Here is a 23,223-nt window from a genome sequence, read left to right on the forward strand (position 1 = left end):
TCATGAAAGTGCTTGAGCAAAAGATACATGTGATTTGTATGTTGAAAGGAATGCCCAGGGTGTACTACGGGTATAACGGGCAAAAATGGAACCTGAATGCCTTGTACAAAGCCGTTCGCAAAAAACGCGGCAAAGCCAAAATTCTCGCTTCCGTCATAGTCACATTAGGCTGCAATGAACAAGGGGAAGAGATTCCTGCCAAGATTGTCTTTGTCCGGGACCGTAACCGCCGCCGAAATTGGCTGGCCCTTCTGACCACGGATGTCCATTTGCCTGATGAAGAGGTCATCCGCATTTACGGAAAACGTTGGGATATTGAANACGGGAAGTTCTAGTTCTTACGGAAGAGAAGTTTCAAGAGCTTTTCGATCAGTTTTTGTCGAGTTTGCCCAATTATATCAAGGGTTTACTCGGTGTTTCTGTCTGCGAAAGTTGAGGTTTAAAATATACTAGAAATATTTTACTAGATTTATTATGATAGGATTAGGGTGTCAAATCTTAGCAATTAGGAGGTCGTTTATGTTCAGTTTTAAGAAATTTAAAAATTTACTTGCTTTACTGCTTGTTTTGGTATTGGTGTTAACTCCGTTTGCTATAGTGGCGAACGGGCAGGGTGTATCTGCGGGCGACGGCTCTGACGGGGCACCTGTGATAGACCCGCAGGTGATGAATACCCTGCAAAAAGAGGAATATGCAGCGGTCCTGGTTAAACTGAAAGCGCAAGTGGACACCACCCAGGTGGCTCAAACAGCAAGATTGCAGGTGGCATCCACCTCAGAGGATCTCAATCTGGCTCAGCGCCAGGCGGTCATCCATGCCTTAAAGGAAGTGGCAGCAGAGAGCCAGGCAGACATCATCGCCTATTTACATAAGCAGCAGAAAGATGGACATGTGCAGGAGTTTAAACCGTTTTACATTGTCAATGCCTTATATGTTAAGGCTAACAAGGCCGTGATTGAAGAACTGGGCGGGCACCCTGCTGTAGAAGAAATTATCTTGGATCAATTTATTGAGGTTGATTTCCCGAAACCGGCGGAAGATCCGCTCTCCTTACAATCCTTGGAAGGCGTGGAATGGAACATCAGCCGGGTGAAGGCTCCGGAGGTATGGGACAAGCTGGGTATTGACGGCACCGGTGTCGTTGTGGGCTTGATCGATACCGGCGTGTTCTGGAAGCATGAGACGTTGAAGGAAAAATGGCGCGGCTATAATCCGGATAATCCCCAACAACCCAATCCGAAAGGGAACTGGTTTGACGCGGTGCATGGCAAACCCATGCCGTATGATGAGGCCCTGATTCCCCATGGCACCCATGTGTTAGGCACTATTTTGGGACAGGACCCAGCCGGAAAGAACAAGATTGGTGTAGCGCCCGGGGCGAAGTGGGTTGCAGCCAAAGCTTTTACGGCATATGGCGGTCAGATGTCATGGCTGTTGGCAGCGGGAGAATTTATGCTGGCCCCCAATGGAGATCCGCAACTGGCTCCTGATGTGATCAACAATTCCTGGGGCGCCCCTGCATTGATTGACGACTGGTACCGTGACATCGTCAGAGCTTGGCGAGATGCGGGTATTGTGCCGGTCTTCGCCGCTGGAAACGATTATTACCTGGTCGGCAACCCGGCCAACTATCCAGAGAGCATTGCTGTAGGGGCAACGGACATTACCAACAAGCGGGCGCCTTTTTCCAACACCGGACCGGGAGTGTATGCCGGGGCAGAGATGAAGCCTGAATTGGTGGCCCCCGGCATGTACGTCCGTTCAGCTGTGGGGAACGGATATGATTACTATGACGGCACGTCCATGGCTGCGCCCCATGTGGCGGGAGTAGTGGCTTTGTTACGCTCGGCTGATCCCGCGTTAAGCGTTGATGAAATTGAAGAGATCCTGAAACAAACGGCTACGCCTTTGATGGACGAAGAGTACAGCGGTGTACCCAACTATGGTTACGGCTATGGATTGGTTAACGCCTATCAGGCTGTGGCCTCCGTTTACACTCCAGAAGGGGTGCCGGTGATCATAGAGCCCCGTCACGGAGCTTTCCTGAACGAAGAGACCGTGGTGGTCAAAGGTGAAACGCCTGCAGACGGCACGGTGACGGTCTATGTGAATGAGGAGAAGAGGGCTGAAACAGAAACTTCAAACCAAACATTTGCTGTTGAAGTGGAGTTGGATGAAGGGCAGAACACGATCATGGCCACTTTGACCGTTAACGGGGAAGAAAGTGATCCTTCCGTGCCGGTGGTGATATATAAAGACTCGCTGCCCCCGTTCGTCCAGTTGCTTGATTTTGAGCACGATTTGGTGTTGATGGCCGGGGATCCCCTCACCGTTTCCTTCATTGGAGACAGCGGATTGAAAAATGCCGAATTGATGCTGGTTGAGCGGAACAGGGCAGCAGGGCCTTTCCCATTTGAGGAAGTTTACCCTGGTTTCTATCAAGCAGAGTGGATAGTTGAGGAAGGCTATACCCTCAGTTTTGCCGAAGTCATTGTGACTGTGGAGGATAAAGCAGGCAATACAGCGCAAGTGTCTGCCCCAGCAACGGTGACCGTACTCACAGATGACAACCGGATAGAGCGCCTCAGCGGGCCTGACCGTTACGAAACGGCGGTGGAAATCAGCCAGGCGGGATGGCGCCAGGCGAATACGGTGGTCATTGCCAGAGGCGACCATTATGCCGATGCCCTAGCTGGTGTACCTTTAGCCTATCAATATGATGCCCCCATTTTGCTGACCAAACCGCAAGCCTTGCCAGAGGTGACCAAAGCCGAAATCGAGCGCTTGGGCGCCCAACATGCAGTCATTTTGGGAGGCGAAAAGGCGATTGACCTTGCAGTGGCCAAGGCGTTGGAAGAAATGGGGTTGGATGTGGACCGGATCGAAGGAGTCAACCGCTATGACACAGCAGCAAAAATTGCCCGGCACATAGCCCCCCTTGGCAGTGAAAAGGCGGTACTGGTCAACGGGCAGACGTTTGCCGATGCGTTATCTGTAGCTGCCTTTGCGGCTCAGGAAAGATATCCTATTCTGCTGACACCGGCTGACCAATTGGCGCCAGAAGCAGAAGCAGCGTTGGCTGATTTGGGCGTTGATGAAGTCATTGTGGTCGGAGGGGATAAGGTGATTTCACCCTCAATAGCAGACCAGTTACCTGGTGAGACAAAGCGGATTGCAGGTGATAACCGCTATGAAACAAGTGCCAAGGTGGCCCAGGAGTTCCGTGAAGCCTTAAGCTATATTTATGTTACAACTGGTGAGGATTTTGCTGATGCGTTGACCGGATCAGTGTTGGCAGCCAAACGTCATACCGGTGTCATCCTGGTTCAACCCGGCCAAGTTCCTGCAGCTGTTGATCAGCTTATTGGCCAATACCCCATTGTGAAAATGGATATTTTGGGTGGAGAAAAAGCTGTTTCTGCTCAGACAGAAGCGCAATTGAAGAAGAAATTGGTTCGTTACTAATGCGTATGTACCTTTGTAAAGGGAGTGTTTAAATACATGAACAAAAGGAAAGGAAAGATCGGACTTTCGCTGCTGCTCATCGTTTCCCTGTTGACTTCCATGGGATTTGCACCAGGGGTGGCGACGGTTGCAGCAAGCGGCGACCATGATGTCCAAAGCATCACCAAACTGGCACGGATTGCAGGGGAAAACCGCTATGATACCGCAGCTCAAATTGCTCTGGAAGGCTGGAAGGACGGGGCACACACGGTGGTTTTGGCCCGGGGCGATCATTTTGCTGACGCCCTGGCCGGCACCCCCCTGGCGTATATGTACGATGCTCCCATTTTGTTGACCGAATCGGGGAAACTGCCTCCTGCCACACGGGCTGCTTTGCAGCAATTGCGTACCAAGCACGTGGTGATCTTGGGTGGCGCTAAGGCCGTGTCAGCCAATGTTGAACTTCAACTGCGGCAAATGGGTGTAACACACATCGATCGCATAGATGGTACTGACCGCTATGAAACGGCTGCCATGATTGCAGATGAACTTGGGGTTGGGGAATCCGCCGTTATCGTCAGCGGTGAAAACTTCGCCGATGCGCTTGTGGTGGCCCCCTATGCCGCCCGCCATGGCATTCCCATTTTGCTGACCCGGCCGTCCCAGTTGCCTGAGGCCACTGAAGAGGCGTTGCAGGATGTGGCTGAAACGCTCGTGATAGGCGGATCCAAAGCGGTAGCGGATGAAGTATTTGAAAAATTGCCAGCTCCCCGTCGTATAGATGGCAAAAACCGCTATGAGACAGCTGTCAGGCTGATTGATGAATTGAGACTGCCAACGGTGGAAGTATTCCTGGCCACGGGACGGGATTTTGCTGATGCCCTGACCGGCTCTGCCCTGGCAGCCAGGGAAGGGGCACCTGTACTGTTGGTTGAAACGAAAGCTGTTCCGGAAGCTGTCCTCACCTGGCTGGAGACTAAAGGCATTCACTTTGCCACTGTTTTGGGCGGACCTAAGGCAGTTAGTGACCATGCAGCAGAGCAGTTTAAAGATCTGTTAAATGAAGAGGTTCAGTTTAATGATCCCCAGTTGGAACGGGCCGTCCGGGATGCACTGTCCAAGCCTAAAGCCCCTATCACCCGTTCAGATATGGGTGCTTTGCAGGAGTTGCTGGCAGTGGGGGGCATCGAAGATTTAAGCGGGTTGGAACTGGCCTCCAATCTCAAATATTTGTATCTGCTCTTCAACGAAATTGAAGACATTTCAGTGTTACAACATTTGACCCAATTGGAAGAATTAAGTCTGTGGGGCAACCGGGTCAAGGATATAACCCCGCTGAGCGCATTGACTGAATTGCGTTTGCTTGATCTTGAAGACAATCACATTCGTGACCTGTCTCCTTTGCAGGAGATGGACAAGCTGTTTGTCCTGTATGCCGGGTATAATGAGATTGAGGATATTTCACCCCTGGCGGGGATGCACAACCTTGAACTGTTGTTCCTGGGCGGCAACCGGATCGAAGATATTTCAGCATTGGCCGGTTTGGACATGCTGTTTGTGCTGGATCTGACCTCCAACCGCATCCGTTCTGTGCCCCAGCTTGATCTGCCCAATCTGCTGGCCGTCAGTTTGGCTGACAATGAACTGACAGATATCAGCTGGGTGGCAGACTTGGAACAACTGGAAGAATTATTGCTAGATTTTAACCGCATCAGCAATATCGAGCCGCTTGGAAATATGACCAGGTTAAGATACCTGGGGTTGTCCTCCAATCATATTGCGGACCTCAGTCCGCTCAGTAAGCTGACAGGTTTGCGAGAATTGTACCTGGGACATAATGAGATTTCTGATCTGTCCCCTCTTTCCAACTTGAAAAATTTAATGGCTTTGGCCATCAATAATAATCAGATTCAGGATTTGTCCCCACTCAGCGGGTTAAATCAACTGATTGATCTGGATGCCAGCGGCAACCGGATTCAAAACGTATTACCTTTAAGCCAGCTGAAACAACTGCATATCTTGTACCTGGATAACAACCAAATCCAGAACGTCAGTCCATTACAGTCTCTGAACAACTTGTTGGTCCTGTCGCTGGCACTGAACGAGATTGCTGAGATCTCCCCCCTGGGAACACTGACCATGCTGGATATGCTGGATATCCATGACAACAACATTAAGAGCATTGAGGCCCTCAAAAACCTTGAACAGTTGTACCTGCTGGATGCCAGCAAAAACAACATTGAAGATCTGTCACCGCTGCAAGGCAAGCAGAACCTGGCCCTTCTTCTGCTGAGCCACAACCGCATCAAGGACCTGTCACCGGTGAGCAACATGCAGCAATTATGGGCTCTGCTGGCTGTGAACAACGAGATCGAGGACCTGAAGCCGCTGGTCGATCATGTGGAGAAGGGCGGATTCCTGTGGCTGGGTGACGTGAGAGGCAATAAAATTGATCTGAGCGAAGGTTCACAACAAGCGGAGTATGTGGACCTGCTGGAAATGATGGGCGTTGAACTCTATTATCTGCCGCAGAGAGAGATGCTGGCTCAGGCCCAGGAGTCTTTTGATGAAGAACAAAAGCGTGAAGAGTTAAAAGCGGAACGGGTAGAGGAGCTTTTCCAACAATTGAGGAAGCAAAAGGGGTTAAAACCAGGCTTAATCGAGCGGCTGCGTGACCGGGAAAAAGGAGTGGAGCGTCTAAGAGAGGCAAAGTCTGTAAAGGATTTTTATCAAGATAAGCAAGAGTAAGCATTCACTACACTGGAAGGCTGTCCCTCACACTGACTGGCTCTTGGTTGAGCAGACGATTCACCGGGACAGCCTTTCTTCATGATTAGCTTCATTGAAAGAATCTAAAAGCTAATATCTGGTGAGCAGCGGATATAGTATAATAGCTTTATAAGATTAGGAGATTTTTACATTTTATGAATCTGGGAGAGGATGGGGAAACATTGAAATCGACTCAATCGAGAACAGCTTTATTTTTGGTTTTAGTGCTGATTGCCTCACTCTTACATTTCCCTGTGCAGGCAGCACCAGGTGCACAACTGCCTCTGCAAGCAACAGAGACACTTCATTCTGCGTATTTTAAAGTGCTCCAGGACACAGAGATAGTTGATAGGGACAGTGATACTCCCCTTGGCGTGCTCAAAAAAGGAACATACTTCCGCCATATGGGGCATGATGGAGAGCACCTTTACTTGCAGTGGGCTGACACTGTGGCCTATATTCCTTTAGCTGATGTGGCTATCCTGTCAGCTGAAGAAGCTGATAACGTTGACGATCTAGAAATTGAGTGGACTGATCTCTCTGATCATGAACCTGCAGGTCATTTTTCTGTGAAAGCTGACGTAGACATACGCGATACGCTTACAGGGGATCTTGTCGCTGTTTTTTATGAAGGAACAACTTATTCATACATAGATCAGAACGAACGGACTTATCGTATCGTTCTTGGAAACCGGTTGATCGTCATAGAGAAATCTGAGCATCTCGGTGAACATGAAGCACCCGGTGAAAATGAAGCTATTGATGATGTCATTAATGAAACTATTGATCATGAACAGGAGATTGACGAACAAGAGAATAATAGTTTACAAGAGTATCATCATGGCAATAATAATGTTGAACAGTTTAATGATCATGCAGACCAAAGCTTTGCTGAAACGATTGGTATATGGTCGTTCACCCAGCATGACCTGTTTTTCGAGGTGGTTGAGGATAATGTCGCCGTATACGACAACAGCAGCGGTTCGTTGGTCAAGATAGGCGAGCTGGTCAAGGGAGAAGTCTATCCGCGCCTGCGTGATTACGGCAACTGGCATGAGATCCAGTTTGGAGACCGCAAAGGATATGTCCGCAAGAAAGAGACAAGGCCTGCAGACGGGCGTGTGCTGAAGGATCTGAACAACGGGCGTTTTTCCCCGTTGGGCCGCAGTTTTGTGACTTTGCAGGACGTGGTGGTGTACGATAACAAAGCAGCGGACAGCCTGACGCCGTTTGCCGTGATTCAGAAGGGAGAAAGGTTCCCTATTTTAACTGACTATGGAAGCTGGTGGCGTATTGATGTAGCGGGACGCATCGGGTATGTCCGCAAAAGCGAGACAGGGCTCACTTTTACGCGTAATGATCGGTTCTTCGAGGTGGTTAAGGACAATGTTCCTGTTTATGACAACAGCAGCGGGTCCTTGGTCAAGGTGGGGGAACTGGTCAAGGGAGAAGTCTATCCGCGCCTGCGTGATTACGGCAACTGGCATGAGATCCAGTTTGGCAAGGGAAAGGCCTATGTGCGTAAAAGAGATACCCAGCCCGTTCTGAGACACAACTTAAGAAATATAAATACCAACCAAACCCCATCATCTGTTCAGTTCAGAGTGCTCCAAAGCGCACCTGTATATGACAATACATCAGGGCGGCTGGTAAAGTTTGCCCAACTGGAACGAGGCCAGACCTATCCAATCATTAGCAACTATGGTGCCTGGTGGCGTATTGATGTAGCCGGCCGGATAGGTTATATTCATAAAAGTCATACCGAAGTCATCGTTAAGCCTGTCGTTAACCCCCGCCAGACTTATACTTATGAGCAAATGCAAAAGGATATCAGAGCGTTAGCAATCATGTATCCCGACATTATCGAGACCAGGGTCATTGGGCGGTCGGTGGATGGGCGTAATCTTTATGCTGTCAAGCTGGGAACAGGAACAACTGAGGTCATGATAAATGCCTCCCATCATGCCCGTGAGCATATGACTACCAATCTGGTCATGAAAATGCTGGATGAGTATGCCTATGCTTACCATACTGGTCGCCAGATTGACGGTTTCAACGTGAAGACGGTGCTTGACCGGACGAGCATCTGGTTTGTGCCTATGGTTAACCCTGACGGCGTGACTTTAGTGCAAAAAGGGCACAAAAGTGCCAAAAATCCCGGCCGGGTTCTTGCTTTAAACAATAACAGCACGAATTTTTCAGCTTGGAAAGCGAATATTCGGGGGGTCGATCTGAATCGTCAGTATCCCGCGCTGTGGAATACCATCTCCAATGATCCTGGCAGACCAGGTCCGGCAAATTATAAGGGGCCCAATCCACTCAGTGAACCTGAATCCCGGGCACTGTACAATTTTACGCTGAGCCGTGACTTTAAAACAGCTATTTCTTACCATTCCTCGGGGGAAGTGATCTTTACCCGTTTGGATGTTGAACCTTTTACGCGTCCCTTGGCCAATCAGGTTGCTGCTAAAACAGGCTATCAAATTATTAATTTGAGACACAGCTTAAGCGGAGGCGGGTTTACAGACTGGTTTATTCTCAATCAGAGAAAGCCTGCGCTGACCCCTGAGATTTCTCCGCCGGTGGGACCTCGGCCCGTTCCGCTCAGCAACTGGGACAGGATATGGAGGCAGAATCACTCAGTGGGGTTGATTGTTGCTCATGAAGCTTATCAAAACAGGAATAAAAGGTGACGGTTACCGATTTTTCATAATTTCTCATTGACATTAACGATGGTATTATTCCATAATCAATAGTTGGGGCATTATCCTGTATAGAAATGGGGCATTGTTTATGTCACAATACAGTGAAATGAGGAACCACAAGTTTATCATTATTGTCATAGATTTGCTGCTTATCCTGGCAGCCTATGTAGGGGCATTTTATGTCCGTTATAACGGCTTTCCTGCTAGAAACTGGGAATCTTTTGTCAGTTTGCTGCCATGGATTCTTTTAATCGGCTTGTTCTTTATTTCGGTTTATGAGCTGTATTCCCTGCACAGAAAGAGTGTGTGGGATGTTGTCTCCAGTGTCATAGTAGCGGTCACGTTTATGGCGTTTTTAACCATGGCGGCATCGTTCCTGTTCCGCGAATTTGCCTTGCCCCGTTCTATTATTTTGATGGCCACCGTGTTCACTATCATTCTGTTTATTGTATGGAAAATAGTGTACTTGCGTTTCTTCAACAAACATAGTGCCGGGCAAGTGTTGGTTGTGGGGGATAATGAAGAAACGCAAAAAATTGCCTCCCAATTGAAACATCCCTTGTTTAAGGGGACAAAAATTAAGCATGTCCAGTCGAACACTGAATTAGAGAAGATTGATGAGCTGATGCACAAAGTGGACTTTGTCGTGCTGTGTCCAAATATTTCCAAAGAAAAGAAATCAGCGATTATCTATCAGGCCATCAAGCTGGACAAGGTCGTGTATGTCATTCCCAGTCTATATGAGTTGCTGATGTCCCGCTCCACCATTACCTCCTTTGATGACACTATGGTGATGGCGGTACGTCCGTTCGGTTTGACTTGGGATGAGAAATTAATAAAACGTGCCTTTGACCTGGTTGTCTCTGGTACCGCCTTGATCCTGCTGGCCCCGCTCTTTATTCTGATCAGTTTGCTGATTAAACTTGACGACCCTAAAGGGCGGATTATTTACAAGCAAAAGCGGCTGGGATTGAACAACAAAGAATTTACCATTTACAAATTCCGCACCATGATTGAAGGGGCGGAGAAGTTGACGGGGCCGGTACTGGCCACTGAAAATGACCCGCGGATCACCCGCATCGGCCACTTCTTGCGCAAAACACGTTTGGATGAACTCCCCCAATTGTTTAACGTCTTCAAAGGAGATATGTCTATTGTGGGCCCCAGGCCTGAACGGGAGTTTTTTATCAAGCAATTGACGAAAAAATACGCTACGTATCAGTACCGGAGCACGGTCAAGCCTGGCATTACAGGTTATGCCCAAATTATGGGCAAATACAGCACGGACGCCGAAGATAAGCTGCGTTATGATCTGTATTACATTCGCAACTATTCCTTCTGGTTAGATTTGATTATTATTTTGCGCACATTTATTGTCTTGTTGGATAAAACGAAGGCGGAAGGGACGCAGGAGCGTCTTGAGCTCAAAAAAAAATCCGCCAAGTCAGACGATATCTATCTGAACGCCTGATGCAAAACAAGAAAAAAAGGTAGTGGAAAGCATGGCCAAAATACTTGTGACAGGCGGAGCGGGATTTATCGGTTCCCACCTGGTCAAACGCTTGTTAAGGGAAGGGCATGACATTTGTGTCATTGATAATTTAACAACGGGGGATAAGCATCTTCTTCCCCCTTCTGTTTTATTCTATGAAGCAGATATTACTTCCCCTCATATCAATGAGCCGTTTAAGGCCTTTGGTCCTGAGGTGCTGATTCATCTGGCCGCCCAAACGCAAGTTTCTGTTTCACAGGAAAACCCCAAAGCAGATGCCACTGTGAATATTATCGGCACGCTCAACCTGCTCAATGCATGTGTAAAGGGTAACGTGCGGCACGTTATTTTTGCCTCGTCTGCAGCCGTATACGGAGATGTGCAAACTTTGCCGGTCACAGAGGAAACACCCGCTTCGCCTCTGTCGGCCTACGGGCTGTCCAAACTGACTGCTGAGCGGTATATCGAGTTGTATGCCCAATTATATGGTTTTGTCTATACAACGTTAAGATTTGCCAATGTTTACGGTCCCAAGCAGTCCGCATCCACGGAAGCGGGAGTCGTGACCATCTTTCTCCATCAATTGTTGAACGGGCAAAGTCCGGTGATTTATGGAGATGGTGAACAAACGCGGGATTTTGTCTATGTTGAGGATGTTGTCCAAGCCATCATTGACGTGCTGAACACCCCTCAGTCTGGCCTCTTTCATGTCAGCAGCGGGGAAGAGGTCAGTGTCAATGCTTTGCTGCGAGAATTATGCGGGATACTAGAATTGCCCTTTAATCCTATCTACCAGCCTGAAAGACCTGGTGACATTGCCAGAAGCTGCTTGTCTAACCATAAAATCAAACAAGCGTTTCATTGGACTCCCCGCTACTCTTTAAAAGAAGGTCTACAAGAAATGATCATGATCGAGTATAATCAAAAAAGGTGAATATCATAGGTGAATATCAATAAAGGTGGTCAAATCATGACACGGCAGGAAAAAGTACGTCAACGGAAGCAAACGAGATTTACAAAATTTAAACGTTTTGCCCTTGTCTTTTTTCTGATTCTGTTTCTTTCCGTCATCGCTTATGCCGGTTATGTAGGTTCCCAGATTTATATGGCATGGAATAAAATTCAAAGTGCCCATCTGGATGTGACCGATCAAGATTGGGAAGAACAATACAAAAGTAAACGTAAAAAAACGGAGCCTTTTACGATATTACTGCTGGGGGTTGACAATGAAGGCGGAAAGTTTGTGGGCCGCTCTGATGTGTTGATGTTGGCCATCGTCAACCCTGAATTGGAAAAAGTATCGTTATTATCCATTCCCAGAGACACCTATACCAAAATCGTCGGCAAAGGGGTCTATGATAAAATTAACCATGCCTATGCCTACGGAATCAAAACGGCATTGGACACCGTTGAACATTTTCTTGATGTGCCTATTGATTATTATATGGTTGTCAACTTTGACGGTTTCCGAGACTTTATTAATGTGCTCGGCGGACTGAAAATTGAAGCCGAACGGGATATGTACCATCATTATGTTATTGACAATATCACCATTGATATTCGTCAAGGGGAGACGGTTTTAAACGGGGATGAAGCCTTGTATTATGTCCGCTTCAGAAAAGACGCAGAAGGGGACTTTGGCCGCAACCGGCGTCAACAGCAAGTGATTCGCGCTGTTTTGGATCAGACATTGGACATGCGCAATGTCACCAAAGTGGCTGACATTCTGGAAGTTGTGGGGGATAATTTTCGCACTAACATTCCTGCAACTGAAATTTTAAGTATGGTTCGACAATTCTCTTCCCTTTCCGGTGACGATGTAGAAACACTTTCTTTTGAGGCGGATGTGGGAAGTATAGACGGCATCTCCTATGTATTTATTGATGAAGAGGAACAGTTACGCATGCAAACCGAATTGAAGCGGCGTTTGGAGCCCCATTTCTTAACTGATACCAAACACGCTAAGCAGTCACAAGGAGAGAACTATTAGGCAATTGAGAACGATGAGGCTAAAAGGCAGGCTAAATAGGAAGGCTGACCGCGTCATACCCAATCAGCGCCCAGATGGAGGCTGACCTTGCTGGTCTTGGACCGGCTCAAGGTCAGCTTTTTTTGCTTCGGGGAGAGCATTTCGGACATATTTTCCCTTCTAACTTACAACACTAAGGGTATGAACCTGTCTAGTGGCGATCATCGCTGAACTCCTGCTGGTCTTTCGTTGGGCGTGTTTTTCATTGGGTGTGAATGATTTTAGTATTGAAGGGGAATCGCATGAAGCAGCAAACGCTTGTCACGATTGTCATCACAGCTTTAATTATCGGCGGTGTTGTTTGGTTCATTCCTGCCCAGCTGGATATATCCTGGTATCAGCCGGAAACAGCACAGGATCAACGTTTGGGTTATAGGGAGGGGCCAGGGGACCTGGATAAGGGGGACCAGGCAGATAGGGGGGATCAGGCAGGCCAGCCCCCCAGCAGCCAGGGGACTGGTGGGGATCAGCACCAGCAGGAGCTGGCAGACCGGGACAAGGGGCAACCAGAGATGAAAATGCAACTTGGAGGTAAAAAGACGCCAAGAACCGGACCCGTACAGGACAGGCAACGGAATGTGCGGGGGGGAGGGCCCATCACGGAGCCGTTCACTGTGTTGCTGTTGGGTGTGGATGACCGCCGGGGGAACTTTGTGGGCCGTTCGGATGTGATTATCCTCGCTGTTGTGCGGCCCCAAGATCCTTCTGTCTCCTTGCTGTCCATCCCCCGGGATACCTATGCCCCCATTGCCAAGCGGGGAACGTATGAAAAGATCAACCATGCCTACGCCTACGGCACAGAAACCGCGTTAGCCACCCTTGAAAACTTCCTGGATATTCCCATCGATTATTATGTGGCGGTCAATTTTAAGGGTTTTATTCAACTCATTGACTTACTGGGGGGGATCCGCCTTGATGTGGAGCGGGATGTTTCGTATCAGCACCGCTATGACGGGAACCAGGCGTTGTATGTCCATAAAGGGGAACAGGTACTGTCCGGTGAGGAAGCTCTGCTTTATGTTCGCTTCCGCAGTGATGCAGAAGGGGACTTTGGCCGCAACAGGCGGCAGCAACAGGTGATCAGGGCCTTGGTAGACCAGGCCCTGGATATCAGCAACATGACCAAATTGGCAGATATCATGAAGATTATGGTCAAGCATGTGCGTACCAATCTTCCTGTCTTGGATATGATCCGTTTGGTCCGCCAGTTGTCAGCTTTGACCTCTGACCAGGTGGAAACGATTGCGGTTAAGGGGGAGACGGGCAGTATCCGGGGCATTTCCTATGTGTTTATCGCTGAAGAGGAACGCTTGCGCCTGCAGCAGGAATTAAAGCGACGTTTAGAATGAACAAGTGTCTATGCAATAAGTGTCTATTTTTTCTCTCCTTGTCACCCGTAGCGGACATTTAGCGTAAGTAAGGTAATGAATGGAGACATGGATGCTCCAAACGGGTGAGAGGAGGAGAAAGGCATGCGTTCATTCAAACGATATTCTATACAGGAATTTAAGCGTTATCTTCGCGGTGTCCAGGTGCGGCGCCATATTGATCATATTCAAATTCATCACACTTGGCGTCCGCGCAAAAGCGATTATCAGGGGGAGCGGACCATCCGCGCCATGTATCACTATCATACCCAAACCAGGGGTTGGCGGGATATCGCCCAGCATTTCACCGTTTCTCCTGACGGCTGCATCTGGGATGGACGTTCCCTGGAGATGGACCCGGCTGGTATTGCAGGCCACAATCAAGGCGGGCTTATGTTTGAAATGATCGGCAATTTTGACCGGGGAGAGGAACGGCTGGAGGGGGCTCAGCTGCATGCGGTGGCCCATGCCGTGGCCGCCTGCCTGGAGCGCTTTGGCCTCACTTATGACCAGATTGTTTTTCACCGGGAACACGCTGCCAAAACCTGTCCGGGCACCAGCATTTCCAAGCCTTGGTTTATCGGACAGGTCCGGAGGGCGGCAGGGGGGCAACAGGTGACAAGCAGCCAGACGGGAATTAAGGACATTTCTGCCCAACCGTCAACAGGACGGGTAGAGAGCGCATCCAGCGCCGGCGCTTGGAGCGGGGAAATTTTGCGCCGGGGAGACCGGGGGGCCAAAGTGCGTGACTTGCAGCGTCTTTTGGCTGAGCGGGGCTATCAGCCTGGCCCTATTGATGGCATTTATGGTCCTTTAACAGAGGCAGCGGTCAGGCGGGCCCAGCGGGATCTGAATATTGCTGTGGATGGGATTGCCGGTCCGCAAACGTACCGGGCCTTAACCCGCCGCTAAGCGATTTCCACTGGCTGATCCATATAGATCCAGTCCCCCCACTCAAGTCTTGCTTGCCCATTGGTCAGGTTTGTCAACCACTGGGCTGCTTTGTCTTCATTGCCCTTGGGGATCAAGAGGGTCAGGGTGACTTGGTCAAGATACTGGATGTCGTCCAGTTTTAAGCCCCTGTTTTGGACTTCGTTTTGCACCTTGCCCAGCCAGGTGTAATCTACGGTGACCCGCAGTTTGCGGTGCAGCAAGCGCCGGATGACCCCTGCAGCCTTAATGCCCTCTTTGGTGGCCTGGCCATAAGCCCGGATCAGGCCACCGGCGCCCAGTTTGATGCCGCCAAAATAGCGGGTGACCACCACAACGGTGTCGTGAAGGCCGATCTTTTTCAGCACTTCCAGCATCGGCCTGCCGGCAGTCCCGCTCGGTTCTCCGTCATCATTGGCTTTTTGATGTTCGTGGTGCTCGCCGATGATGTAGGCGGAGCAGTTATGGGTGGCCTGCCAGTGCATCTTTTTAATTTGACCGATAAATTGAACCGCTTCTTCTTCCGACTCAGCCCGGTTCACATAGGCAATGAACCGGGATTTTTCAATGACGATTTCTTGTTCGCCGTATCCTTTGACCGTGAGATACTGATCCAACATCACGAACGCTCCTTTAAGAAGGTGATAGTGGGTTGCCATGGTCTTTGCCGTCACGCTACAATAGATTTAGTATACCCTTTAAGTATAGCGCGAGTGGTGTCAGGTGCCAATGATTCACACGATAGGGGAGCGTTGTGTTGATGATACACTGGTTAAAAACATATAAAGGGGCGGTTGTATTCGGCGCAGTGGCCTGCCTGGCTCTGTTTACTTTGTTTTATTCTGTGTTGACTGAGCCCGCTCCCCGGTTAGCAGAAAGCAGCCTGGAGCAGGATGGGCAGGGCGGGGCAGCACAAGAGGGCCAAGATCTGGACCAGCCGCTTGAAGAGACAGCATCACCCGATTTTCCTTTTACAGAGGGCTTTGAGGAATACGAAGAATGGATGATCAAATGGAAAAAGGGATTTCCCCGCCCGGAAGAGGAAGAGTTTGAGGTCTTGGATGTGGATGATAAGCGGCAGATTATGCTGGTCCGTCTTCACAAAGGCGTCGATCCCATGACTTGGTATAAGCGCTGGGCCGGGCGAACGGATATTGAGTATATCCGCCCCAACCAGCGCGTGGAAATTAAAAGCTGGCATGATTCTAAATCTGTCACTCCAGAACAGGTTGAAGCATTGCAAGCCTATTTGCAGCAAATTAATGCTGAAGCCGCCTGGGAAGTGGCCGACAGGAACGATGAGATCACCATTGCCATTTTGGATACGGGGATTGATTTAACCCATCCCTTGCTTAAAGATTTTCTGGTGGAAGGGATCCATTTGATCACCTATACGGAAGAGGAACAGGAACGGCTGGACATTGATCCCACTCCACAGGATTACAACGGACATGGCACCCAGGTAGCCGGTGTGATTGTCGCTGCGGAAAATGAGTGGGGCTACCGGGGCTTGTTGCGGTCGGCCAACTTGATGCCGGTCAAAGTGATGAGAGATGACGGCAGCGGGTCGGAGTTTGATGTGGCCCGGGGAATTTATCATGCGGTTGACCATCAGGCAGACATCATTGTCCTTTCTGTGGGCTTTCCGTTTAATTCGGAGTGGATGCGGGAAGCGGTGGAATATGCGGAGGAACACGGGGTGCTGGTGATTGCGGCCACAGGCAATTCGGAAGAAGGGACGGGGGCCATGCAGGTCAGCTATCCGGCAGCCTATCCTTCTGTCCTGGCCGTGGGGGCGGTCAATGAGCGGGATGAATATGAACGTTATTCCAATTTTGGTCCGGAAGTGGATCTTGTTGCCCCCGGAACCGTGTTCACCACGGACACAGGGGGCGGCTTTACCAAGGTGCAGGGAACATCGATGGCCGCGCCCCAAGTGGCTGCTCTGGCGGCACTGGTGATGCACCAGTATCCTGAACTGACACCCGTAGAAGTGCGCAATCATATGATTTATACGGCTGAAGATGTCTATCAAGAAGGTTGGGATATGTATACTGGCCACGGACGGATTGATATGGGTGCCGCCCTGAGCACCCCACCGGTGAAAGATATTTATGCCGCCAACCATTCTCCGGAACAGGCAGCCCCTTTTCCCATTGAAACCATGGTGTATTCCGAATTGCGGGACAAAGAGGACCGCGATTATTTCATCGTTGAAACGCCGTACAGGGGGACCATTGAACTGGATATCTATTTCCATGTGGGTAAATATAACGGCATTGACTTGACCTTCTATCCAAACGGGGACGAAAACCTGGCCCAAACCTTTACCATTCAGAAGGAAGAGGTGCTTGTGCTGGAGGTTCCCCAGGGAGCATCGCTGATCAGGCTGTCTTACAACGACAAGGAACGGCGCACGACACCCGTTCCGTATCAAATCACCAATTCCTTTAACATTTATAAAGACAACCAGCATCCCAATCACTCCCCGGAGGAAGCCTATCCTTTGCAAGGGGACGGGAAGGTGATCGTTGGCACCTTGCATGAGGAGCAGTTGCAAGATTGGTTTGTTTTTGAAGCGCCTGCCCCGGGGCAATTGGAAGTGCTTGTGACCGTGCATACGTCACGGCTGGATCCTGTGCTGAGAATTTATACCCCTGAAGGGCACGAGCACATTGAGGATAATGATGATCCTCCTTGGGAGGAACGGTACGTGACCAAGGTAAGACCCGGCCGGTATTATATTGTGGTTGAAGATTATTACGGCAACCAGGTGAATGAAGAGTATTACCTGATTGCAACCTATTCCCCTCTTGAAGAGGGAACAGAGCCGGACACCCGCTAGACAGGCCGCGGACGAAGGGGACCGTAAGCGGCTGCCCTGAAATGTGCATGTTTAGATCACAGGACAATGTAAAAAGGCCAGTTCCTTTGCCGTACATGTTCGCCAGAGCATACACGGGAAGGAACTGGCCGATTTATTTGTTGCCGGAACGAAACCGGCTGTTGTTTATGCTTTTGTTTATAGAGTACAACTGATTTAACAGGCGGTCAATGCTCTGGCTGGTTTCAATCACCCGGGGGTGCTGAAAGTCCTGGTAGCAGGCCATAAGGGTGTATAATTGCTTTCTTTTTTCTTCTATCTGCTGCCAAATCTTATTCACCTCTGACTGACTGATGTCTCTTTCCAGTGGAGACCTCTCCTTATACTATTCTGGGTCTTAAGCATCCCCATCTTACCACATTGTTTTTATAAATCCTACTCATTCGACAAAAGATACTAAAATAAACCACGCTTCGACACCTCTCTCTTTGATTGACAGGTTTGTCGAAATAGGATAGGATATGTCTGATACCGTGCGTGTGAGATGCTGGACAATTTGCGCAAGGAGGGAGTTCATTGTCACTCAAAAAAGGACATCGTCTGTTTACTTCTGAATCTGTTACGGAAGGTCACCCGGATAAAATTTGTGACCAGATTTCCGACGCCATATTAGATGAAATTTTAGCCAAAGACCCCAACGCCCGTGTCGCTTGTGAAACCTCGGTCACGACCGGGCTGGTGCTGGTGGCTGGTGAAATTACGACAGACTGTTATGTCGATATTCCAAAAATTGTCAGGGACACCATCAAAAACATAGGCTATACCCGGGCCAAGTACGGTTTTGATGGTGATACCTGCGCTGTGTTGACGGCCATTGACGAACAATCCCCCGATATCGCCCAGGGGGTTAACCGGGCGCTGGAGGCTCGGGAAGGGCAGATGACGGATGAGGAGATTGAAGCGATTGGTGCTGGGGACCAGGGACTGATGTTTGGTTTTGCCTGCGATGAAACCCCCGAATTGATGCCTTTGCCCATTTCTCTGGCCCATCAGTTGGCCCGCCGTTTGAGCAAAGTGCGCAAGGAAGAGATTGTAGACTATCTCCGGCCGGACGGCAAAACGCAAGTTACCGTCGAGTATGATGAACACAACCGTCCGGTGCGCATTGACACCATCGTGGTTTCCACCCAGCATCATCCGGAAATCAGCCAGGAGCGGATCCGGGAAGACATGATTGAACACGTGATCAAACCGGTTGTTCCTGCCGAATGGCTGGACGAAAACACCAAATATTTTATTAATCCCACCGGCCGTTTTGTGATCGGCGGTCCGCAAGGGGATGCCGGTTTGACGGGGCGTAAAATCATTGTTGACACCTATGGCGGGTATGCCCGTCACGGCGGAGGGGCCTTTTCAGGTAAAGACCCAACCAAAGTGGACCGTTCTGGCGCTTATGCTGCCCGTTACGTGGCTAAGAACATTGTGGCTGCAGGGCTGGCCAAAAAAGTGGAAGTCCAGCTGGCCTACGCCATCGGGGTGGCCCAGCCTGTGTCCGTTGCCGTGGATACCTTTGGCACAGGCCAAGTGGATGACGTGGCTTTAGCTGAACTGGTCCGCGAGCATTTTGACCTCCGTCCGGCTGGCATTATCAAAATGCTGGATCTGCGCCGTCCCATCTATCGCCAGACTGCAGCTTACGGACATTTTGGCCGTCCTGATCTCCACCTGCCTTGGGAAAAAACAGATAAAGCCGAAGCCCTGAAACAAGCAGCGGCAAAACTGTAGCCAGCGATGCAACTAGCCGGCGCTCCCCTTAGATCCATCAGACATGATAACTAAACCAGCTGTCATGATTGGCCCAACCAGCTGCCGCCTGCTGTATGGGGATGCCATTCTATGAATTGTACAGGCCTGATGCTTAAGGCCTATTTTTTTTTCTAACTAAGAGAACCGCCGCTGACGACGCAGGAGGCTTCTATTATAATGTAATTATAATGTAACTAAGCTTTGGCTATCAGCGTAGTGCATAGGTATGAATTTTAATAAGAAATAGGAGACACTACGAATTTAATGTGTATAATCGAAATATAAAGGCGGGGACAAGTCATGACGCTGGATAGCCAGTTACTGGATCAGATTCTAAACAAAACCGTTTCCACCGTGGAAACAAGCCAGCGCCAAATCTATGAGCTGGCTGAGCAAGCCCTGTCGGAACGGGAACGGCTCAAACTGGAACTGGAACAGGTCAATCAAAAAATTGCTGAGGCGATTGCCACAACGGACCGTCTGGACAGGGAACTGCGCCAGGCGCGTTCCCGTCTGGCTGAAGCAAGCCGCCGCTTTAACCGGATCAATGAAAGCGAGCTGAAGCGGGTTTATGAGCAAGCCCATCACCTGCAAATGGAGCTCCGTTTGTCGGAAGAGAAGGAAAAGCAGTTCCGGGAGCGGCGGGATGACTTGCAGCGCCGTTTAAAACAAATGGACATGATGATTGACAAGGCCCAAAATCTAGCGACCCAGATCAGTGTCGTGCTCCATTATTTGACCGGCGACTTGAGCCAGGTGAGCAAAATCATTGAAGAGGCCAAGGCCTCCCAAGCCTTGGGTTTGAAGGTGATTCAGGCCCAGGAGGAGGAACGGAAAAGGGTGGCCCGGGAAATTCATGACGGTCCGGCCCAGTCGCTGGCCAATGTGCTGCTGCAAACTGAAATTATTGACAGAACCTATCAGCAGGGCCAAAGTGAGCAAGTCAAACAGGAGATGGAGGTCCTAAAGCGCAACGTGCGCGAGACACTGAGCGACATCCGGCGCATCATCTTTAATTTGCGTCCGATGGCGCTGGATGATTTGGGACTTGTCCCTACCTTACATAAATATATGGAAAAAATTAAAGAAACCCATTCCATTAAAGCGGAATTTCATGTGCGGGGCAAGGAGCCGCAGCTGCCATCGGCCATGGTCGTGGCTTTGTTCCGCTTGGCTCAGGAAGGGATCACCAACGTGTTAAAGCATGCCCGGGCCAGTCATATGTTGGTCAAACTTGATTTTAATGCTTCCGGCATCTACCTGGTTGTGCAAGATAACGGCCGGGGATTTGATCCAGCGCAGCAGCAAGAGGAAGGGTTTGGGCTGTTGGGCATGAAAGAGCGGGTCAAGCTGCTGGAAGGGGAGTTTCATCTCTCCTCCAGAGTCGGCCGGGGAACCAAACTTGTGATTAAGATCCCCATCAAAGGGAAAGCAAACACCACTTGACCTGCGGCCTAAAAGCCCAATGAAAGCTGTGAAGGGAGGGGACATGATGACTAGCGAAAATAAAATCAATATTTTGATTATAGATGACCACACCATGTTCCGGGAAGGCGTTAAACGGGTGATTGAGATGAACCCGGACTTTGAAGTGGTGGGGCAGGCCGGAGACGGGGAAGAAGCGATGCGTCTGGTGGAGGAGCTGAAGCCTGATGTCATTTTGATGGATATCAATATGCCCAAGATGAACGGAGTGGAAGCGACTGAAGAAATTTTACGCCACTCCCCTGACTCCAAGATCATTATATTGTCCATTCATGAGGATGAGTCCTATGTGTTCCGCACCTTGCAGGCCGGAGCGAAGGGTTACCTGTTAAAAGAGATGGATATTGACGCCCTGTCTGAGGCCATCCGCATCGTCCACGAAGGGGGCGCCTATATTCACCCCAGGGTCACTGGCAAATTGGTGGAAGAGTTTCGCCGATTGAAAAAACAGGACGGTCAGGAAACGGCAAAGGAAGAACCGTTAATCCGCGTCACCGATCCTTCCGAGTTGCGTGATGAATATGAGATCTTGCAGTTATTGACCAAGCGGGAGTATGAAGTGTTGCAGCTTTTGGCCCAGGGTAAAAACAACAAGGCGATTGGCGAGGAACTGTTTATCAGTGAAAAAACTGTAAAGAATCATGTGAGCAGCATTTTGCAAAAACTGAAAGTCCAGGACCGGACTCAGGCGGTCATCGAAGCGATTAAAAACGGATGGGTGGATATTCACCAATAGCCGGGTGGTATGAACCACTCCTCCGGCGAGGAAAGCGAGACAGCCCGGCAGTCACCCCAACCGTCCCCCCCGCATAATGTAAAGCAAAGGGGGGTTGGCGATGGAAAACTTTTTACTGTGGTTCTTGGCGATTTATGGGACAACGGCAGGTTGTCTCGCTGTGGCAAAATGGTGGTACGGACGCTTCCGCCCGCCACGGGTGGATTATTATCTCTTAACGTTTAATTCTGCCCAGCACATCGAATGGGTGATTCGTTCAACTGCCCATTTATCCCGCATCGAAGGGCGAGAGTTCCGCTTTATTATCCTGGATTCCGGTTCTCATGATGACACTTTGGCCATTATTGAAAAATTTATGCGCAAGGGGATTCGCATCGAACTTTTCACTGACATGGAGGACCCCTTCTGTAAAATCATGGATGCCCATAGCGCTCTCGCCTGTTGCAGGGGAGACCAAGACAGGGAAATTAAAGTGATTGACCTCAGGAGGAGGCACTGCGTGTGCGAATACAAGACAAGTTAAATGTCCATGCCGGCCATCCCAAACCGGAACAGCAATTTCGTCCCCAAGCTTCCTTTAACCGGGTGCTGAACAAGGCAGAAGCCCGGGTTCAGCGGGAGACGCTGGCTGGTTTATGGCAAAAAATTGAATCAGCAGGGGAACAATTGGCCGAACGGCGCACGCTGGCCCATCTGCTTCAGTATAAGCGGCTGGTCAAACAGTTTTTAGAGGAAGCGGTCAGGGGCGGGTTGAAATGGATGGAGCGGGAAGGACGTGATGCCCGCGGCCGCCTGAAGGTGTACCACCTGATTGAGCAAGTGGATCAACACCTGTTAGAGCTGACCGATGAACTTTTGGCCACGGAAGAGGGACGGCTGAAACTGTTGGCCGTCATTGGCGAGATCCAAGGACTCCTGGTTGAGCTGTATGGTTAAGAGGCGTTTAGTGAGATGGGGGTTTCAATGGCCAAACATCATGACTTGTCCAGCAAAGTTATGATGTTTTTTATTTTTTTAAGGTTATTTTTTATCATAAATTATCCGAGAAGACCCCCACTTTTAAACGAAATGTAAGTGGGGGATGAATCGGGCACAAACATATATTCCCTATATGAACTGGAAGTGATAAGATTATGGTTAGGAGGGGGAAGCCATGCAGAAAGCCTATCGCTTTCGCCTGTATCCTAACCAAAAACAACAGACCCTGATCCATAAGACGTTTGGCTGTTGCCGTTTTGTGTTTAATCACTTCCTTGCCAGACGGAAAGAAGTCTACGAGACGGAAAGGAAAACACTTGGATATCATGCCTGTTCAGCGTTGCTAACTCAACTCAAGAAAGAACGAGAGTGGCTGAAAGAACCGGATGCCACAGCCTTGCAAACAGAGTTGCGACACTTGGATGACGCGTTCAAAAGGTTCTTCCGGGAGAAAAAAGGCTACCCCCGTTTTAAAAGCCGTAAAAACCCGGTACAATCCTATACCTCTAAAAACAACAACGGCTCCATTGTCATTGCAGGCAACCGGATTCGTCTGCCTAAACTGGGTTGGGTTAAATTGGCCAAGTCCCGTGAAGTGGAAGGGCGTATCCTTTCCGCCACCATTCGGAAAAATCCATCGGGCAAATACTTTGTGTCG

General features: G+C 49.6%; 17 protein-coding genes and 1 pseudogene. 16 read left to right on the forward strand and 2 right to left on the reverse strand.

The window, feature by feature from the left end; all coding sequences use genetic code 11:
- The 9 genes and pseudogenes from IEW48_RS13990 to IEW48_RS14030 form a co-directional block, all read left to right on the forward strand.
- Positions 1–320: pseudogene (locus IEW48_RS13990) on the forward strand (IS4 family transposase); the annotation flags it as partial.
- A gap of 199 nt (positions 321–519) precedes the next feature.
- Positions 520–3,465, forward strand: coding sequence for a cell wall-binding repeat-containing protein (locus IEW48_RS13995; protein WP_188624296.1), 2,946 nt, complete (start codon positions 520–522; stop codon positions 3,463–3,465).
- Between the two features lie 36 nt (positions 3,466–3,501).
- Positions 3,502–6,192, forward strand: a complete 2,691-nt coding sequence (locus IEW48_RS14000; RefSeq protein ID WP_188624297.1) for a cell wall-binding repeat-containing protein — start codon at positions 3,502–3,504, stop codon at positions 6,190–6,192.
- A gap of 176 nt (positions 6,193–6,368) precedes the next feature.
- The gene (locus tag IEW48_RS14005) at positions 6,369–8,906 is read left to right on the forward strand and encodes a M14 family metallocarboxypeptidase (RefSeq protein WP_188624298.1); all 2,538 of its coding nucleotides are present in this window, start codon (positions 6,369–6,371) and stop codon (positions 8,904–8,906) included.
- 100 nt (positions 8,907–9,006) lie between these two features.
- Positions 9,007–10,389 carry a sugar transferase gene (locus IEW48_RS14010; protein ID WP_188624299.1) on the forward strand — a complete coding sequence of 461 codons (1,383 nt, stop codon included), beginning with the start codon at positions 9,007–9,009 and terminating at the stop codon, positions 10,387–10,389.
- A 31-nt stretch (positions 10,390–10,420) separates the two neighbouring features.
- Entirely contained in the window at positions 10,421–11,344 is a 924-nt protein-coding gene (locus IEW48_RS14015) for an NAD-dependent epimerase/dehydratase family protein (protein ID WP_188624300.1), read from the forward strand.
- A 36-nt stretch (positions 11,345–11,380) separates the two neighbouring features.
- Positions 11,381–12,400 carry an LCP family protein gene (locus tag IEW48_RS14020; protein ID WP_188624301.1) on the forward strand — a complete coding sequence of 340 codons (1,020 nt, stop codon included), beginning with the start codon at positions 11,381–11,383 and terminating at the stop codon, positions 12,398–12,400.
- Between the two features lie 281 nt (positions 12,401–12,681).
- Positions 12,682–13,788 (forward strand): LCP family protein, encoded by a 1,107-nt coding sequence (locus tag IEW48_RS14025; protein ID WP_229704063.1) that lies wholly within the window; start codon positions 12,682–12,684, stop codon positions 13,786–13,788.
- Positions 13,789–13,911: 123 nt separating this feature from the next.
- A complete protein-coding gene (locus IEW48_RS14030) occupies positions 13,912–14,718 on the forward strand; it encodes a peptidoglycan recognition protein family protein (protein WP_188624302.1) in 807 nt (268 codons plus the stop codon).
- Here the strand turns inward: IEW48_RS14030 and IEW48_RS14035 are convergent.
- Positions 14,715–15,356 (reverse strand): YigZ family protein, encoded by a 642-nt coding sequence (locus IEW48_RS14035; RefSeq protein WP_188624303.1) that lies wholly within the window; start codon positions 15,354–15,356, stop codon positions 14,715–14,717. The genes IEW48_RS14030 and IEW48_RS14035 overlap by 4 nt on opposite strands.
- A 140-nt stretch (positions 15,357–15,496) precedes the next feature.
- Here IEW48_RS14035 and IEW48_RS14040 point away from each other — a divergent pair, with 140 nt between their 5' ends.
- Positions 15,497–17,581, forward strand: coding sequence for a S8 family peptidase (locus IEW48_RS14040; RefSeq protein WP_188624304.1), 2,085 nt, complete (start codon positions 15,497–15,499; stop codon positions 17,579–17,581).
- Between the two features lie 133 nt (positions 17,582–17,714).
- Here IEW48_RS14040 and IEW48_RS14045 read toward each other — a convergent pair whose 3' ends face one another.
- Positions 17,715–17,900 (reverse strand): aspartyl-phosphate phosphatase Spo0E family protein, encoded by a 186-nt coding sequence (locus IEW48_RS14045; RefSeq protein WP_188624305.1) that lies wholly within the window; start codon positions 17,898–17,900, stop codon positions 17,715–17,717.
- 236 nt (positions 17,901–18,136) lie between these two features.
- Here IEW48_RS14045 and metK point away from each other — a divergent pair, with 236 nt between their 5' ends.
- From metK to IEW48_RS14075, 6 genes are all read left to right on the forward strand, one after another.
- The gene (metK, locus tag IEW48_RS14050; RefSeq protein WP_188624306.1) at positions 18,137–19,345 is read left to right on the forward strand and encodes a methionine adenosyltransferase; all 1,209 of its coding nucleotides are present in this window, start codon (positions 18,137–18,139) and stop codon (positions 19,343–19,345) included.
- A 321-nt stretch (positions 19,346–19,666) separates the two neighbouring features.
- Positions 19,667–20,812, forward strand: a complete 1,146-nt coding sequence (locus tag IEW48_RS14055) for a sensor histidine kinase (RefSeq protein WP_188624307.1) — start codon at positions 19,667–19,669, stop codon at positions 20,810–20,812.
- A 43-nt stretch (positions 20,813–20,855) separates the two neighbouring features.
- Positions 20,856–21,587: a response regulator gene (locus IEW48_RS14060; protein ID WP_188624308.1), complete on the forward strand. Its 732-nt coding sequence runs from the start codon at positions 20,856–20,858 to the stop codon at positions 21,585–21,587.
- Positions 21,588–21,687: 100 nt separating this feature from the next.
- Positions 21,688–22,110, forward strand: a complete 423-nt coding sequence (locus IEW48_RS14065) for a glycosyltransferase (protein ID WP_188624309.1) — start codon at positions 21,688–21,690, stop codon at positions 22,108–22,110.
- Positions 22,089–22,523 carry a YaaR family protein gene (locus IEW48_RS14070; protein ID WP_188624310.1) on the forward strand — a complete coding sequence of 145 codons (435 nt, stop codon included), beginning with the start codon at positions 22,089–22,091 and terminating at the stop codon, positions 22,521–22,523. Before IEW48_RS14065 ends, IEW48_RS14070 begins: the two co-directional genes overlap by 22 nt.
- Before the next feature lie 217 nt (positions 22,524–22,740).
- On the forward strand, positions 22,741–23,223 hold a 483-nt coding region (locus tag IEW48_RS14075), incomplete at its 3' end, for an RNA-guided endonuclease TnpB family protein (protein WP_188624311.1).

Origin of the sequence: Caldalkalibacillus thermarum, from assembly GCF_014644735.1 — a bacterium.
In the GTDB taxonomy this organism is placed as follows: domain Bacteria; phylum Bacillota; class Bacilli; order Caldalkalibacillales; family Caldalkalibacillaceae; genus Caldalkalibacillus; species Caldalkalibacillus thermarum.